Raw genomic sequence first — 16975 nt, 5'->3', positions numbered from 1 at the left:
AAGCCATTTTATTTATATGCAATATTAGTGCCCATTTTTTAAAGAAGGCTGAAGTTTCTTAAAAAAAGTAAGAAACACAACCTGTTTAACGAAACCTGCCCCGCGATTTCAACGCTTTAAAACTACCAAGACAAAAGGACTGCAGATGGTTTTATTCCAGACAGGACAACCCTCGGAATCAGGAATTATGGCATTTTCGTTATATTGAGGATGGAGCAGGCGGAAAAAATTGCCAGGTAAATATTTATCCCACATGGAAGACAAGTTGGATTTGATAATTGAGATGGCGCTTGATCGCACCCTTGCCCAATCCGGGGAGAAGTCAGGTAGGGCTTGATGAAGCAGAGGGAAAACGCTTGGGTGTAAACGAAAGGCATTCTCTTCCGGTACTTCTGCGCACCACTAAACTTGGCAGTTGAGGGCTCTTAAAGCCCATCTTACGACAGCCATATGGATGGCGTTTATCCCATGTTACATAATAATATCGGCATTGAAAACATCTAACAGGACTCATAATGGGCAAGCCTTCCATAAAATGCAATATTGACGGATTCAAAGGAGAGGCATGTCATTTTTTTGACTCTTCTGAATTCAGCAAATAAATAAATGCCAACAATTCTGCCACAACTTCATACAGAGAAGGCGGGATTTCCTTGTTCAGGTCCAACTGAGATAACATCTCAAGCAGATCTGGATCGTTATGGATATGAATTCTGTGCCTCCGGGCAAGCTTGATAATTTTTTCCGCCATGTCTCCCCTGCCGGTGGCCACAACTCTGGGGGCCTTTTCCTTTCCGGCATCATAGGTTAATGCCACCGCAGCCGTTTGCTGTTTTTTTCTTTTCATTCAAGCCACAAAGCAGACAGAACTGCCCTCCCGGGTAACAATTTCCTCAACAGGGCTTTGCGTTACAATTTCGGTGTCCGCCACCTGACATCCCATGTACCCGACGGTGAATCCACGATCCACAAGCATGGATGAAAAAGAAGATAAGTGGGTTTCAATGGATTCAGCAGTGGCCTTTCTGTCCACCATAAATCGTCCCTGGATCTTTTTGCCTTTTAAAACAAGTTCCGCACGGATGGCACCCAATGAGGACATCTCCAACAGCATCAAAAGTGAATATTGCCGATCCGACTCTTTTTCCCCCACTTCCTGTGATGCAGAGCCATTTTCCCGGGGAAATTGAAGTAGAATTTGAGCCAACCCCATGGCACCACCGTCAAAGCTCAGTGGCAGGGGAAGAAAAACGCTTCTGGTATGGTCACTGCCGGGAAGATTGAGAAGCTGAATATTATCCAATGCCTCAATAAAAGGTTTTAACATTGTCTCTGAGGTGAGGGGATCCATTAAAACTTTTGATATAAGCCCTTTTAAATCACCATGAACCAAGGTGTCCAAAGTATCTGGTCCCATACCCGAAACCATCCGGGCAAATTTATTTTCCCAGGCAAGCCCAGATAAGTCCACCAAGGCCTTGATGCATTCTCCCCCCGGACGGAGACGCGTCATTTGATATATTTTTTCCATTAAGATCTTAATATCTTTCCGATCTTTTGGAGATAGAAGTGGGTCATCCAGAGACTCATATATATTGGCCCATATATTGTCATCAAGTGCAGCCCGGATGGCCCCAAGGTCCAAAGCTCGCCCCCGGGGTGAGTGGGTATCAATAATTTTCAAAGTAGGCATGCCAATGTCTGATGAAAACTTTAAAGTCAATCGCATGCCAGGCTTAAGTGGCACTTGGGTATGAGCTCGAATCTTTTTCCCCTGGATCAACAACATAATATTTCCCGGACTGGATTGTTTTAATACATGTCCTTCAACGACATCTCCAAGCTTGAGGCCCAGATCAGCCATAACGTCATGAAGCCGGGGCAATGGTACCTTCAGTTTTGAAAACAGATTGGATGCAGTATTGATAGGTATCAAAGCATTTTTCCTCAGTTCTTATTGCGGAGCAAGGCACAATTTAAATTACCAGCATAACCGGCACAAGTTCTGACATTGTATTCAAGAAGTTTTAAGGGAATATAAAAAATGCTCGTTATCTGTGACATTTTAAATTTGCAAACGCTTTAATAAACAATGGGTAAAAACATAAAGCTATTAACCCTTGGCGCACACCTGCCAAGAAGGATTAAGCCCATGCTGTAATTAGCTTTTTTTATTTAATTCTAAAACAAGCTTCACTGTTCCCCTTGGAATAGAAAGACGACCCGCTATATCCTCCAGATCCAACCCCTGTTTCACCATCAACAGGATCTGCTGGACCTGAGTTAATTCAGAAGAGACCGGTTTTTCATGAACAGCCGTATCAAAGGAAATGATTTTTTTATCTGCAATATCCATCAAATGTTCCAGGCGATGGATGCGTTGATCAAGACTCTCTTCCAAATTTTTTAATACTCGATATTTTTCCTCCAAGTTTTTTTTCATGTGAATGGTCATTTGATCGGCATCCATCAGCAGAGACTCAAATACATCCATTTTTTTTTGAAGATCTTCTTCAATATTCAGGCTTCTATTTTTCCATAAAAAGCTCACAAAGACAATAACAATCAGAATATCCATGAAAATCAATACCATGATTATCCTGTTCAAATCCAGAACGGGCATAATCAAACCTTGATATCTACAAATGTTCCACCTGTTGCATTGGCCAATTCTTGTTTATCAGAGGAGACAATACGTTCAAGGGGGGCAGGTACCAAAGCTTTTTTATCATCATCTGCCCTCATCTGTGTTTTGTATCCGGGCTCCATAGTTTTCACCTGAATCTGTTTTTTATTATTCAGTGCATGCGCCGCATGGGAAATAAACTGCCGATTCAATTCAACATCCTGCTCAGCTGCAGCGCGCATCTGTTTAATGGCAGAGGCTTGTCCTATAACGATATTCATATCTGAAATGTTTGGCATTTTTTCACCTCCGGGAATTTAAACCACAAGAAATTGATGGATCTCCACGGAAATAATATGACGATCCGGCAATAACTGGCGCACAGCCTGCTGAACCCATAGTCTGAACATCTCCAGTGAAGGAGTATCCGTCTCCTTTTCTATTTTTTTCACCAAGATATCATAAAGTTTGCCCCTGAGCCACTGTTTTTCATGGATCAGGGGTGAGACAAAGTCGTTTTCCCAGGAATAGATCACCACAGAAAAAGTAATACAAGTATAAAGATGAGTGACCTTCAGTGGGACGATAAAATCTTTAAGATAAAGTTCTTTTTTCGGGGAAATCGGTAAAGTCAATGAAGAAATGGCCTGGCCAGCCATCTGTTGAGAAATCCTTTTCTGCTGGATCATAAATCCCACAAGAGTACCAATGATAACCAGCATAATCATTACCCCCATGATCATGGGCCATATCCCAGTGGTTTTCTTTTTTTTTGTTTTTCCAGGAAGTCCTGGACGGGTTTTTGTCTTAAAATTGGGCTTTTGGGTATTTTTGCGTAAGGCAACATCATCTTCACCGAGTTCAACTCCGGTGAACATCTCATCATCCAGAGCGTTATCTTCACTGAGCTCACCCCCAGTGAACATCCCATCATCCAGGAGAGCATCAATATTAGCTTTTTTTTTATCATCCATTGTCATTATGTCTGATCACGACTGGACTGCAGCCGGCTTCTGAGTTTGGAAATCACTTTGGAATGAATCTGCGAAATTCGGGACTCCGTCAAATCCAGCACCTTCCCTATTTCCTTTAAAGTCAAGTCCTCATAATAATAAAGAGAAATAACCAGTTGCTCATTTCTTGAAAGTGTTTCAATCTCCCGGGCAATCGTTTGTTTAAGCTCTTTGACTTTTAATGCATCAAATGGAGTTTCTCTCTCCGAGGTCTGACAGGCCATGCGGGGTGTATTGCCGTCAGGCAGCATCTCATCAAGACTCACAAGGGAAATCCTGCGGGTTCGCCACAGTATTTTATGATAGGAATCCAGATCCATGCCCAGCTGATCTGCCACTTCAATATCTTTGGGTTCCCTGCCCAGCTTTCGTTTAAGTGCATCCATTGATCTTTCAATCTGCTGGTTATCCCGAATAACGGATCGGGAGGCCCAGCCCATTTTTCGAAGCTCGTCCACCATGGCTCCTTTGATGCGATAGGTGGCATAGGTCTTAAATTTGACCCCTTTTTCCACCTTAAATTTATCCATGGCATCGTTTAGGCCCATCACCCCGGCACTGATCAGATCTTCTCTGGAAATACCCGAGGGAAGGTGCATGGTCATGCGATCCGCAATATATTTCACCACCGGCGCAAACTCCAAGATAAGGGTCTCCCGGCGATCATCGCTCAGCTTATGCTTATCTGCGCCAGCCCGGGCAGCCTGGGAATATTTACGAATTTGTGCCTTCATTTTTTTATCAGGCAGCTCCGTCTATAAGCTGTTTCCAGAAAAATTTGATATTACCATCCACCGGACGGACTTCTGCCTCATTGAGCAGATAGGTGGCCAGCATATTGATGCGCTGGCTTGAGTCTGCTCTTGGATAGGCACAGATCACCGGCTGACGCTTGATCACCGCTTTTTTCAGGGTATCATCAACGGGGATAAATCCGGCATAGTCAAGGGAAATTCCCACAAGAAACCTATCTGCCACATTGCTCAGGTTTTTAAACACCGATTTGGCTTCTTTCTCATCCTTGACCATGTTCATTAAAATGGTAAATTCCTTGGTTCCATATCGACTGAACATCACTTTTAAGAGAGCATAGGCATCGGTAATGGATGTGGGTTCCGGAGTTACCACCACAAGACGCTCCTGGGCAGCCAGATTAAAATAGACCACATTGGATGAAATGCCTGCACCGGTGTCTATGAGCATGATATCAAATTTATCATTGAGATTATCAAATTCATCCAGAAGATTGAGCTTTTGTCCCTCTGTCAGGTTGGCCACCTCTTCAATGCCCGAGCTTGCAGGTATGATGGAGACCCCCTCCGGGCCCTGGACAATTATTTCAGATAACCTTTTTTCTCCCCGGATGACCCCATCAATATTATACTGTGGATGAATACCAAAAATAATATCAATATTGGCCAGGCCCAGGTCTGCATCAAAAATCAAAACTTTTTTTCCCATACGCTGGAAGGCAATGGCAAGGTTTCCCACAATATTTGTCTTGCCCACGCCTCCTTTGCCACTGGTAACGGCAATCACCCGGGGGGCCCCCCCTGTTTCAGCGGAAAGAAAAGCCTCATCCTTCATCAAATTGGAAATTTTCTCAGATTCCCCTTTTATCATTTTTCTCAAATTGGCTGCCTGATCCATTGTCTGTTCTCCGATTATTTAAATTCTTCAAGGGTTTGTTCTGGTGTTTTTTCCCAAAAGTATGGAAACGAGTCTCTTTCTGTCTGCACACTCTATGTCTTCCGGCACATTTTGCCCCGCTGTCACATAGGAGATGGGAATCTTATAGGTTGCCGTCTGATTTACAATATTACCCATCATTCGGGATTCATCAAGCTTTGTAAAGATACAGGTCTTAAAATTTAGGGGCATGAAGCTTTCAGCTGTTGCCTTCATCTCCGATGACGACATCCCCACACTCAAAAGCAGATGGGTGTCAATGGCAGCATGATCTCCGATCATTGCCTTCAACCCCTCCAATCGAGGCATGTCATACTGACTTCTTCCGGCAGTGTCAATGAGAACGACCTCTTTCGAACGTAACCTTCCAAGGGCAAGAAGCAGATCTCTCCTTGTGAAGGCCTGGAAGCATGGAATTCCCAAAATATCGGCATAACTCTTCAACTGTTCCATGGCACCGATACGATAGGTATCAATGGAAATAAGCCCCACTTTTTTGCTCTGTTGAACCATCAAATTTGCTGCTATTTTTGCAATGGTGGTAGTTTTGCCTACTCCAGTAGTCCCAACAAATGCTGCAATAATCTGCTTTGTGTCTCCCGCTAAAAAAGGATCTTTCACATCTATCATATGCATTAACGAGGTGATCACATGTTTTTTAATATCATCCGGTGACGAAGAAATATTATCTTTAAAAATTCCGGCTCGGGTAAGTATATCTTTAATCCAGATATCTTCAATCCCCTGTTCCATCATTTTTGCATAAAGATGCATGGCAATGGGATATTTCACCAAGTGGGGAATGGAAATTTGGGCACTTGGTATAAATGACATCATCTGTTTAATGCTCACCAGCTCATTCTTAATGTCTCCCAGGGATTCCGGTCCTGATTTCGATGGGCATGGCGGTGCCGGAGATGCAACAGATGCGGTTCCCGGAATCGCACAGATTTCAAAAAATTCTTTTCCATCTCTGCCCCTTAAGCGGTCTGTGGAAATTATCATTGCATCTGCTCCCAGGGAACTTCGAATCAATGCGGTGGCTTCTTCAATGGTAGCTGCACAATATTTATACTTTTGCATCACGCAGGTTCACCTCGCCAATGGATTTAAATCGAATATCATTCAAGAGTTCACTCTGGGACATCACCATCACTGAAGGCACAAAGGTTTCAATCAATTTTCTGAAATGCCGCCGAATCACAGGAGATGTCATGATAATAGGCTGAATATTATTGACCATGGCATTTTCCGTCTGTTTTTTGACGGAACGAATGATGGGCTCAGTAACTTTGGGATCCATGGACAGATAAACGCCATGATCCGTTTTCTGAAGGGCCTTGATCAACAAAGTTTCCACGTCCGGGGCAAGTGTGATCAGATTCAAGGTTCCGTCTTCACTGAGGTAAGGTGCCATGATGGATCGAGACAGTTTATGCCGAACATATTCTGTCAATAGATCAGGATCCTTGCTCACCGGGGAATAGTCTGCCAGAGTTTCCACAATGGTCAGCATGTCTTTAATGGACACATGCTCCTGCAAAAGGTTCTGCAGCACCTTTTGAACCCCTCCCAGTGTCAACTGCTTTGGCACCAGTTCTTCCACCACTTTGGGATAACGAGCCGCAAGATTATCCAGCAGAGCCTGAACATCCTGTCTGCCCAGAAGTTCCGAGGCATATTTCCGAAGTACCTCGGTGAGATGGGTGGTCATGATGGTGACACTGTCCACCACCGTGTAACCAGCAAGTTTTGCCTCTTCTTTCCTGGCATCGGGGATCCACACCGCTGGCAAATTAAAGGCCGGTTCCGTGGTGCTGATCCCTTCGATTTTTCGAATGGAATCACCGGGGTCCATGGCCATGTAATGGTTCACCATCAACTCTGATGAGGCAATTTTAACCCCTTTAATCAGGATATTGTACCTGTTTGATTTTATCTGAAGGTTATCCCGAATATGAATGGGCGGAATGATGATCCCCATGTCCTGGGCAAATTGCCGACGCAGGGAATGTACCCGATCCAGAAACTCCCCACCCTGATCTTTGTCCACCAGACTGATAAGCCCATATCCCACTTCCACCTCCAGGGCATCGACCGTCAAAAGATGTTCCACCGGTTCCGGACCTGATGGCACCTCATCATCCACAGGCGCTTGAAGCCCTTCTGCCTCCTGTTTTTTTTCTTCTCCCTTGGCCAGAAAGCTGATACCGGCAATAACAATGGAAAGCAGAATAAATGAAATATGTGGTAAACCGGGAATCAATCCAAATAGAAATACCATCAGGGCAGCCATATTAACTGCCCGGGGATATTTAACAAACTGTCTTGCAAAATCACCGCCCATGGTCCCCTCTGAGGTGGAGCGGGTTACCACAATACCCGAGGCCGTTGAAATAATCAGGGCGGGAATCTGGGAAACCAGGCCATCTCCCACGGTGAGCAAAGTGTAATTTTGGGCCGCATCAATGAAATTCATGTTCTGCTGAAAAACACCAATGACCAATCCCCCCAGGATATTTATAATGGTGATGACTATGCCGGCAATGGCATCCCCCCGGACAAATTTGGAGGCACCGTCCATGGCACCGTTGAATTCCGCCTCCCGGGTAATGATCCCTCTACGCATTTTGGCCTGATTTTCATCAATCAAACCAGCGTTGAGATCTGCATCCACGGCCATCTGCTTTCCCGGCATGGCATCCAGGGTAAACCGGGCGGCCACCTCCGCCACCCTCGTGGCACCCTTGGTGATGACCACGAAATTAATGAGAACCAGCACAATAAAAACAATCAGTCCCACCACATAATTGCCCCCCATGACAAAACTGCCAAATGATTTAATGACCTTTCCCGCCGCATCCATTCCCTCACTGCCATGCAGGAGAATCAACCGGGTGGATGCCACATTCAACGACAGCCTAAAAAGGGTTGTTACCAGAAGAAGGGAGGGGAAAATGGCAAAATCCAAAGATTTTTCCGTGGACATGGCAATTAAAAGGATGGTCACGGCAACGGTTATATTCAATGCCAGCAAAAAATCCAGCAATATGGACGGCAGCGGAATGATCATGACCATTAATATGGTCACAACCCCCAGGGCCGCCAGAACTTCTCCGCCTTCCACTTGAATGAATTTTAAATTTAACATCTTATCCATGGTCTGCTTTCAGGAGGAAACTCTCCCCCTTATAACCTGTGCTTTTGTTTGTATACATATGCCAAGACCTCCGCCACAGCCTGGTACAGCAATGGTGGCACTTCCTGATTGATTTCCACCATTTTATAAAGATTTCTGGCAAGATCTCTGTTCTCGTAGATCAAAATGGAATGTTCCCGGGCCAGCTCCTTGATTTTTTTGGCAATCTCCCCCTTGCCCTTGGCCAGTACCCGGGGAGCTCCCATGCTGGTATCATCATATTTTAACGCCACGGCATAATGGGTGGGGTTGGTTATGACCACATCAGCATTTGGTACGTCCTGCATCATTCTATTTCTTGCCATCTGCATTTGGATATTCCGAATCCTGGACTTGACCATGGGATCGCCCTCTGACTCCTTGGATTCATCCTTGATTTCTTTTTTACTCATCTTAAGTTTCTTTTCAAACTGCCATTTCTGGAAGGAATAATCCAGGATGACAATGACAATCATGGCCAAGGCACATCGGATAAACAGGGTAAAGGTTGTCTGAAATATATAGGAGACAATCTCATCAAAGGGCAGCTCCCCCAACAGCATAATCTGCTCCATCTCTTTTTTGATGGTAACATAGCCGACCCAGCCCACAATCAAAAGCTTTGACACGCATTTCACCGCTTCCATCACCGACTGGCTTGAAAACAGTCTACCCATGCCCTTAAACGGATCAAGTTTGGAAAATTTGGGCATTATGTTTTCCGCCGTTATCATGAATCCCACCTGCATGACATTGGACAGGATGGCCACAATAAAAATGACGGCAAATAAGGGAGCCATGATCATGAAAAAAACACTTACCATCTCCCATGAAAAATCAAGAAAATCATTCAGGGCCAGCACCCTTGAAAGGGGGAGGCGAAAGGCCTTGATCATCAATTCCTGGATCTGGCTGTACATGTAGGTTCCAAAGATCATGAAAGTGAAAAGCCCGGACAACAATACCGCCACAGAAGGCAATTCCCGACTTTTGGCAACCTCGCCTTTTTTTCTGGCATCCTCCCGTTTTTTGGGTGTCGCCTGTTCAGTTTTGTCCTCGGAACTTTGGTCTGCCATTTATCCATTCCTGTCGGGAGACAACCTGCTGGTCTTAAAAACTGCCGTTAAAATCCCACCTCATTGGGCGGTGAAGATCTCAATCGCCCATCAGGCCCATTATATTTATAAGAAAAAGCCCCAGGTCACTTACATATGTTTCCATGAAACTCATCAGCACATCCAGGCAGATACCAAAAAAAAACAGGCCCATGGCAATCTGAACCGGAAAGCCAACGATCATGATGTTCATCTGGGGAATCAATTTGGTAATCAAACCGAATCCCACCTTGGTGAAAAGCAGAGCGGCAATGGCTGGCGCCCCTATCTTAATGGCAATTAGGAACATCCTTCCCGTTACGGAAAGCATTTCCTCAAAAATACGCTGGTCCATAATTATGCTTCCCAATGGGATGATTTCAAAGCTTTCCTTCATGGCATGGATCAGCACATGATGCCCATTAATAAGCAAAAACAATGCCATGGCCGTAAAATATGAAAAATTAGCCATAAGCGATACCTGTGCCCCGCTCTGGGGATCAAATACATTGGCAATGGCAAAACCGGTTTCAAAGCCCACAAGATGTCCCATAAGACGAATACCTTCAAACACAAGCTGGACCAGCAATCCCAGAATCAATCCAATGGTGAACTCCACAAGAACGATGGCAGCAAGTTCAGGCAGGGTTTCAGGAAAACCCGCCAGGTCCATGGTTACCACAGGAAAAAGGGTGATGGAAAGCAAAAGTGAAAGGCCGGTCTTGACCATGGCTGGAAATATCCGGGAATTAAAAAAGGGAAGCATGAAGATCAGAACGCTTAATCGCATCAGTACAAGAAAAAAGCGCTCAATGGTTTGGATATCAAAGGGCATGGCACACCTTTTATTACCTGATATAGGTCGGAATTTGTTCAATCAGGTTAATAGTGAAGGTCATCAAATGTTCCAGCATCCAAGGGGCCATAAAAATCAAGCCCACAAGAACCACAAGAATCTTGGGGACAAAGGTAAGCGTCATTTCATTTATCTGGGTCACCGCTTGGAATATACTGACCACAAGCCCCACCACAAGCCCCATTATGAGAACCGGCAAAGATACCAAAATGGTGACCTTAATAGCTTCCTGTGCAAAGCTCACCACAAATTCAGGGGTCATCGTTTATCTCCTTAGGAAAGAATGGCCCAAATTATGTCTCATGTGTCTAAGCTCTCCCGGGAATGGCTCGGATCACGATCAAGTCCCATTTAAAATTATATCAGAAAAACCATGCCAATATTTTGACACAAAGTATCCGTTAAAAAAACGCCAAAGGTCAAATATTTTATCCAGACATAAAACTATTAACCAGTGAGCTGATAATCAAATTCCAGCCATCCACCAGCACAAACAGCATCAATTTAAAAGGCAGAGAAATCATCACCGGGGGTAACATCATCATTCCCATGCTCAATAGAACGCTTGCCACCACCATATCAATAATCAAAAAGGGTACAAACAAAACAAAGCCGATGATAAAAGCTGTTTTCAATTCACTGATCACAAAGGCCGGGATAAGCACAAACAGTGAAATTGCTTCCCGGTCAGCCGGTTTTGGATTCTCAGACAAACGTACAAATAGAGCCAAGTCTTTTTCCCGGGTCTGCTTGTACATGAACTGCCGAATAGGTTGCATTGCATTATCCAAGGCCTTTTTTTGGGAAATGTCTTCATTAAGATAAGGTTGCAAGGCGGTATCGTTTATTTTTTGACCCACGGGCATCATGATAAAAATCGTCAGGAAAAGAGATATGCCTGCAATAATCTGATTGGAAGGAGTCTGCTGGGTACCCAGGGCCTGTCTCAAAAAGGCAAGAACAATCGCAAGTCTAGTAAAAGATGTCATCAGAATGAGAATGGAAGGTGCAAGCGTCAGGACAGTTAAAAGGAAAACGGTCTGAAGAAGAATGGAGACATCGCCGGGATCACCGCTTCTTTCCACCCCCAACTGCACAGATGGAAAAAGAAAATCCGCTGCCATGGCCCGGGAAACGGCCAGGAGCACAAGCAATAAAACAATCACTACTTCCCACCAGTGGTGGCCTAGAAGTCTCCCCCAAGCGGATTTATCATTCAGAGGTATTTTCATTTGTATCCTTGAGGGTGATAATGTAATTGACAGATCCAGGAGCAACTCCCAGCACAATACGCTCCCCGGATATTTCAACAACTTCAATTCTCTCCTTGGGTGAAAAATATAACGCACCCAGGCGTTTCATATCCACTTCTCCCTTGGTTCCAGCACCTATACTCAGGAATCTACGCATGATATAAAGCACAAAAATGACACAGGCAAGCACCAGAGCAAGCATGGCAAATGATTTCATGCCTGTGCCGATAAGATTAATATCAAAAAAATTGACTTTATCCATGACACCCCCTTGGACTGGACGATACCTAAATGGCCTTATCACAACATTAAGATATTTGATATGGAATCAGGCTGGCGTAAAGCATGGAGCCTGATAAAAGCCTCAGCATCTCAGAATAAATACGCCCGACTCATTGAGACAGTAATTATTTACGGTTTCCCATATTGTGATCAAGTCCCACTAAATCGGCAAATTGAGAGATGGATTCAGCTCAAAGATTTTACCCGCTCAAGGGGACTTGCAATGTCGGTGACACGAATACCATACTTTTCATCCACCACCACCACTTCTCCCCGGGCCACAAGCTTTCCATTGACGCAGATGTCAAGGGTCTCACCCGCCGGTTTATTTAAATCAATGATGGAGCCTTGTCCCAGCTGAAGCAAATTATTCACAAGCATTTTAGTCCGTCCCAATTCAACCGAAAGCTCAAGGGGAATATCTAGAATTAAATCAAGATCATTTTTCCCCCTTGGTTGCTCATCCATGTTTTCCTTATCCCCTGAGCTGTTTTCTGTATTTTTTTCCTGGACCATAACACATTACTCCTTTTGAATCTTTTCACATATACGTACGGCTTTATTGTTGTTATAAGCACCTGGAAAGCCTTTGAACTTAGGCACATCCCCAATCTTGATCACAACGGGATCTACGGTTTTCTGATCCAGCATAATGACATCCTCAGCACTCAATTCCAGCAATTCTCCGGCATTGATCCGTGCGGTGCCAAGGATACAGCTTACATTCAGGGGCACACTCTGAATTTTCTGCAGCAGGGCTGCCTGCCACACCTTATCAACCTCCAACGAGTCATAACCCAACTTTTGCTTAAACTTTTCCTTAAGTGGCTCAATGGTGGCATAGGGGATACAAAAAAAAAGGGTTCCAGATGTGTTAGGCAATGCCACAGAAAAACGAGTGGCAATCACCATATCTTCGGGCTTGGTAATCTGGGTAAATTGTGGATCTATCTCTGAATGTGAAAAAATCATTTTGACATCATGGACATCCGTCCACACCGTCTGAAGTTCATTCAAAATAATGCGACAGATTTTCTCAATAATCCTGGATTCAATGGGGGTAAAAGCCCTACCTTCAAGCTTCCAGGGATTGAGCCCCTTTCCACCAAAGAAAATTTCAACAAATGAAAAAACAAGCCGTCCTTCAAGAACCAGCAAGGCTGCGCCCCTCAGTGGATCAATTTTAAAGACATTAATGCTTGCCGGTAGAGGAAGTGAACGGCAAAAGTCATTAAATCGAATCAATTCATTGGATACAAGCTTTACATCTATATTTTTATTGGTCAGAAGAGACAGTTTCTCCCGCAGAAATCCGGTGAGGCGTTCATTTATGACCTGAAAGGTAGGCAGGTTTAAAGGGCCCGACTCCGAGGCAAAATTATAGGCAATTGCCTCCTCATTGTTATCGGGAACATCTGTTTCTGTGGCTACGCTTCCAGCATCAATTCCGCCCAGAAGGGAATCTACTTCATCCTGTGATAAAACATTTGCCATGACTTACCCTGCTACTGCACCACAAATTCCGTAAAATAAATTTTTTTCACCATGGGGACACCCAGCACCTGGTTCATTCTCATGATGAGTTCCTGTTTCAATTGGATTTTACCCTCCACGGTTCCCAGCTCATTATATGTTTTACTTGACAGAAGTATCAACACGGAATCGTTTATCAGGGGCTTATATTGATCAATACCAGATTTTTGTTCCTCTGAACTGATCCCCAACATGATACCAACCTTTAAATATTTTTTACTCATGCCGGTTTTTCCCATGAGATTAACAATGTAGGTATCCAGACTGTAGGTAATGGGAGTTGCATTAACGTTAAATTGGGGAGTGGATTCAACAGCCTCTTTGGAAGGATCTTCCCCCCGGTTCATAAGTGTCCAGCCCACAAAACCTCCGCCCCCTGCAACAAGGATCACCACCACAATAATAATAATTTTAATCATGGAACCGCCGGATGATGATTTTTCCTCGGATGCCTCTTCAGCCATAAATATCTCCTCATAAGCTATAATAAAATATGATAATAAAATATATCTATAGTTCTTTAAAGTGCTTTGATCCTTTAATTCTTCAAAACACACGCCCGAGCCCGTTGCCCCCTCCAATTAAGATGCGTGTCCGCATTGTGATCACGCCCGAAATCATGGCATCATAAATACTTAAAAATAATATCCACCCGGCGATTTTTCATCCTGTTCTCTGGAGTGTCATTGGGGACCAAGGGCCTTGATGGTCCATATCCCCCAACGGCAAATCTATCCGGAGCAAGGCGTTTGATTTCCACAAAATAATTAAGAACGGCAATGGCTCTTTTCAACGAAAGTGTTCGATTGGAGTCATGCCCACCACCTTGGCTGGTAACATTGTCGGTGTGGCCCACAATATCGATTTCATTGCTGCAGGCTTCAATTGCTTCGGCAATCGTATCAAGAAAAGGCAACATTTCTTGTTTTATTTCAGACCGTCCCGGATGAAAAAACATCTCACCGTGGAAGGACACTGAAATGCCTATATTATCATCTTCAATGCTGACCAGATCAGCTATGATATCAAGACTTTCTTTGGAATTATCCGTCTGGCTGTCCCAGGTGGGCAACAGCATTTTTCTCATCAAGTCATGGTCCACCACCATGAGGTGATCACTGGCTGCATATTTTTTTACAAATTCGGCCAAGGCACTGACGCTCTGTTCGCTCCCCAACTCCAAAACCCCCGGTGCCCCATGAAACTGAGAAAAGGATTCCCTTAAGGCCTTGGTATCCATGGAGGACATGGTCAACAACAGTACAAAAAAAGTGAGAAGCAGCATGACAAGATCTGCAAATGTCGTCAACCATCCCTGGGTATCTGGTCCCGGCCCCTCATCCCCTTTGTTTCGTCCACGTCCCATCAGTCAAATATCCTGAAGTCAAAGGTGTCAAAAGTGAAAATGTTGGAGGGTTTTTTCTTAAAAATGCGCTGGATCACCTCCGGAATTTTGGTGTAAAGAATAATTTCCACCCGCTTGTTCTGGGCCCGTGACAATTGGGTAGAATTAGAAACCACCGGACGATGACCAGCAGCTCCAAAACGCTCCAGACGTCCTGGATCAATCTTCCCGTTCAATCTAAAATAATCGTACACCGCCATGGCCATGCGTGCGGAAATTTCCCAGTTGGTCTCCAGGGCATCTTTACCGGCCGGACTTGCACCGGTGTGTCCGACAATTTCAATGGTGTAGGTCCCGTCCCGAACCGCCCCGCACAGCCGATTTAAAAGAAAACGGCAGTCGGGCTTTATGTCCATGGAGGCAGGCTCAAAAAGAAACCCGCTATTGATGGTAATCACCTCTTTGTCGGCCATGGGAGTAATGCTGACCTGTTCTGCCACACTCTTATCTTCAAGCGTTAAAACCTGATTAAAATCAATTTCCGATTCTGTCATGGGCGCCGTGGGAGTGGTCACGGACTCTCCTGTTTTGGAGGCGGAATAGCCACCGGTAAAACTGCCAAAAGCCCCCAGAATAGAGCCTAGGCTGGCACGTACCCGGCGTTCATCCACCACAGCAATGGAATTGAGCATGATAAAAAAGGTCAAAAGAATCAGAAACAGACTCACCGTCATCACAGGCCCCAGATCAACGGGGCCTTTATCTTCTTCTTTTTTCTTTTTTGTCATGAAGCCACCGCCCGCTGTTTGGGAGCCACAAAGGCATTGAGTTTCTGCTCAAGGATTCGGGGGTTGTCTCCGTTGGAAAGGGAAATAATACCGGTCAGGGTCATCTCCTTGGTTAACATTTCTTCCTTGCTCCGGGTCCTTAATTTCCCGGCAATGGGCATACAAATAATATTTGCCATGACAGACCCGTAAAAGGTGGTGAGCAGTGCCACTGCCATGGCAGGCCCTATGGAGCTTGGATCATCCATGCTCTGGAGCATCTGCACAAGCCCGATGAGTGTACCGATCATTCCCATGGCCGGGGCGTAGGTTCCCATGGTGGTGAACACCTCTGCCCCCAGCTGATGGCGACTTCGGATAAAATCCATTTCAATTTCAAGAAGATTGCTTATTTCAGAAGGTTCAAGCCCATCAATGGAAAGCTGTACACCCTTTGATAAAAATTCATCATCCACATTTTTAATTTCAGATTCCAGTGCCAGTATGCCCTCTTTTCTGGACTTGGCGGAAAAGGCCATCAGGCGTTGAATTAAGATATCGGTATCGGATTTCTGGGTAAAGATTGCATTCTTGGCAACCCCGATAACCCCTATGACATCCTTCAGGGGATAATTGATCATTGTGGTCCCGATGGTGCCCCCCACAACGATCATTAGTGACGGAGCATTTATAAAAAGGCCCAGCCCGCTTCCCATAAATATTGCTACCAACACAAGTCCAAATGATGAAATAATGCCAAGAAGGGTGGCAATATCCATAATATCTCCTTTAATATCATCTATGATCTGCTCAAAATATCATATACCGTATTAACTGACTGGCTTGATCATAAATGGGCCTTCCGCCACAATTTATGTGCCAACGGGGTCACCCTTGTGTTATTGAAGACTGAGGCTTTTATCAGGTTCCGTACTTTTATCAATAACCTGTATTAAAAAGCAGATTCATACAAAAAAGCCAATAACGCAACCTCGACCTCCTCCCAAAGTAGCCAATATTGTGACCAAGCCCTACCTGCCTCATGAGTCGCATGTCTTTATTCTTCATACCATATATGGCGCTTCAAATCTTGAGTTGAATACGCTATGCACTTTTAGAACGGCAACCGTATGCCCGACAACCTGAATAGCTGAAATATCAACAGACCCTGGGACAAGTGGCGTTATGATAACACAACAGCACCCAATCTAATAGCAAACTTTATGCCATTAAATCCTTCAGAAAGCAATTGCTTAGTTCAATTTAGCAAAATGCTTTTTCTGCGAATCAGGAATTTATAAAGGGGAAAAAAAGAGAAGGCATGAATTTAAGGAGCAGT

20 protein-coding genes are annotated in these 16975 nt (G+C 44.5%); all 20 read right to left on the bottom strand.

Annotated elements, in window-relative coordinates; all coding sequences use genetic code 11:
• Positions 1-568: 568 nt before the first annotated feature.
• Positions 569-847 (bottom strand): EscU/YscU/HrcU family type III secretion system export apparatus switch protein, encoded by a 279-nt coding sequence (locus ACYQ2M_RS10415; protein ID WP_459916274.1) that lies wholly within the window; start codon positions 845-847, stop codon positions 569-571.
• Positions 848-1936 carry a flagellar hook-length control protein FliK gene (gene fliK, locus ACYQ2M_RS10410; protein WP_459916273.1) on the bottom strand — a complete coding sequence of 363 codons (1089 nt, stop codon included), beginning with the start codon at positions 1934-1936 and terminating at the stop codon, positions 848-850.
• A 225-nt stretch (positions 1937-2161) separates the two neighbouring features.
• Positions 2162-2593 carry a DUF6115 domain-containing protein gene (locus ACYQ2M_RS10405; RefSeq protein ID WP_459916272.1) on the bottom strand — a complete coding sequence of 144 codons (432 nt, stop codon included), beginning with the start codon at positions 2591-2593 and terminating at the stop codon, positions 2162-2164.
• Positions 2594-2625: 32 nt separating this feature from the next.
• Entirely contained in the window at positions 2626-2925 is a 300-nt protein-coding gene (locus ACYQ2M_RS10400) for a hypothetical protein (protein WP_459916271.1), read from the bottom strand.
• Positions 2926-2943: 18 nt separating this feature from the next.
• Positions 2944-3606, bottom strand: a complete 663-nt coding sequence (locus tag ACYQ2M_RS10395; RefSeq protein ID WP_459916270.1) for a hypothetical protein — start codon at positions 3604-3606, stop codon at positions 2944-2946.
• The gene (locus ACYQ2M_RS10390; protein WP_459916269.1) at positions 3606-4373 is read right to left on the bottom strand and encodes a FliA/WhiG family RNA polymerase sigma factor; all 768 of its coding nucleotides are present in this window, start codon (positions 4371-4373) and stop codon (positions 3606-3608) included. The genes ACYQ2M_RS10395 and ACYQ2M_RS10390 overlap by 1 nt, the downstream gene beginning before the upstream one ends.
• A 7-nt stretch (positions 4374-4380) precedes the next feature.
• A complete protein-coding gene (locus tag ACYQ2M_RS10385; protein WP_459916268.1) occupies positions 4381-5289 on the bottom strand; it encodes a MinD/ParA family protein in 909 nt (302 codons plus the stop codon).
• 27 nt (positions 5290-5316) lie between these two features.
• Positions 5317-6411 carry a flagellar biosynthesis protein FlhF gene (locus ACYQ2M_RS10380; protein WP_459916267.1) on the bottom strand — a complete coding sequence of 365 codons (1095 nt, stop codon included), beginning with the start codon at positions 6409-6411 and terminating at the stop codon, positions 5317-5319.
• Positions 6398-8488, bottom strand: a complete 2091-nt coding sequence (gene flhA, locus ACYQ2M_RS10375) for a flagellar biosynthesis protein FlhA (RefSeq protein ID WP_459916266.1) — start codon at positions 8486-8488, stop codon at positions 6398-6400. Before flhA ends, ACYQ2M_RS10380 begins: the two co-directional genes overlap by 14 nt.
• 29 nt (positions 8489-8517) lie before the next feature.
• On the bottom strand, positions 8518-9582 hold the full coding sequence (flhB, locus tag ACYQ2M_RS10370) for a flagellar biosynthesis protein FlhB (RefSeq protein ID WP_459916265.1): 1065 nt from the start codon (positions 9580-9582) through the stop codon (positions 8518-8520).
• A gap of 79 nt (positions 9583-9661) precedes the next feature.
• Positions 9662-10435: a flagellar biosynthetic protein FliR gene (gene fliR / locus ACYQ2M_RS10365; protein WP_459916264.1), complete on the bottom strand. Its 774-nt coding sequence runs from the start codon at positions 10433-10435 to the stop codon at positions 9662-9664.
• A gap of 13 nt (positions 10436-10448) precedes the next feature.
• Complete coding sequence (fliQ, locus tag ACYQ2M_RS10360; RefSeq protein WP_459916263.1) at positions 10449-10718, bottom strand: flagellar biosynthesis protein FliQ; 270 nt, start codon at positions 10716-10718, stop codon at positions 10449-10451.
• Positions 10719-10884: 166 nt separating this feature from the next.
• Entirely contained in the window at positions 10885-11688 is an 804-nt protein-coding gene (gene fliP, locus ACYQ2M_RS10355; RefSeq protein ID WP_459916262.1) for a flagellar type III secretion system pore protein FliP, read from the bottom strand.
• Positions 11669-11971, bottom strand: a complete 303-nt coding sequence (locus tag ACYQ2M_RS10350) for a FliO/MopB family protein (protein WP_459916261.1) — start codon at positions 11969-11971, stop codon at positions 11669-11671. Before ACYQ2M_RS10350 ends, fliP begins: the two co-directional genes overlap by 20 nt.
• Before the next feature lie 206 nt (positions 11972-12177).
• A complete protein-coding gene (gene fliN, locus ACYQ2M_RS10345; protein ID WP_459916260.1) occupies positions 12178-12507 on the bottom strand; it encodes a flagellar motor switch protein FliN in 330 nt (109 codons plus the stop codon).
• A gap of 6 nt (positions 12508-12513) precedes the next feature.
• On the bottom strand, positions 12514-13485 hold the full coding sequence (gene fliM, locus ACYQ2M_RS10340; protein ID WP_459916259.1) for a flagellar motor switch protein FliM: 972 nt from the start codon (positions 13483-13485) through the stop codon (positions 12514-12516).
• Positions 13486-13496: 11 nt separating this feature from the next.
• Complete coding sequence (locus tag ACYQ2M_RS10335) at positions 13497-13988, bottom strand: flagellar basal body-associated FliL family protein (RefSeq protein WP_459916258.1); 492 nt, start codon at positions 13986-13988, stop codon at positions 13497-13499.
• A gap of 161 nt (positions 13989-14149) precedes the next feature.
• Positions 14150-14890 (bottom strand): OmpA/MotB family protein, encoded by a 741-nt coding sequence (locus ACYQ2M_RS10330; protein WP_459916257.1) that lies wholly within the window; start codon positions 14888-14890, stop codon positions 14150-14152.
• Positions 14890-15657, bottom strand: a complete 768-nt coding sequence (locus ACYQ2M_RS10325) for an OmpA/MotB family protein (protein WP_459916256.1) — start codon at positions 15655-15657, stop codon at positions 14890-14892. Before ACYQ2M_RS10325 ends, ACYQ2M_RS10330 begins: the two co-directional genes overlap by 1 nt.
• On the bottom strand, positions 15654-16415 hold the full coding sequence (locus ACYQ2M_RS10320) for a motility protein A (protein ID WP_459916255.1): 762 nt from the start codon (positions 16413-16415) through the stop codon (positions 15654-15656). The genes ACYQ2M_RS10325 and ACYQ2M_RS10320 overlap by 4 nt, the downstream gene beginning before the upstream one ends.
• Positions 16416-16975: the final 560 nt, after the last annotated feature.

It is taken from the genome of Desulfocicer niacini (genome assembly GCF_054657595.1).
This window is presented reverse-complemented; position numbering and strand designations above follow the sequence as displayed.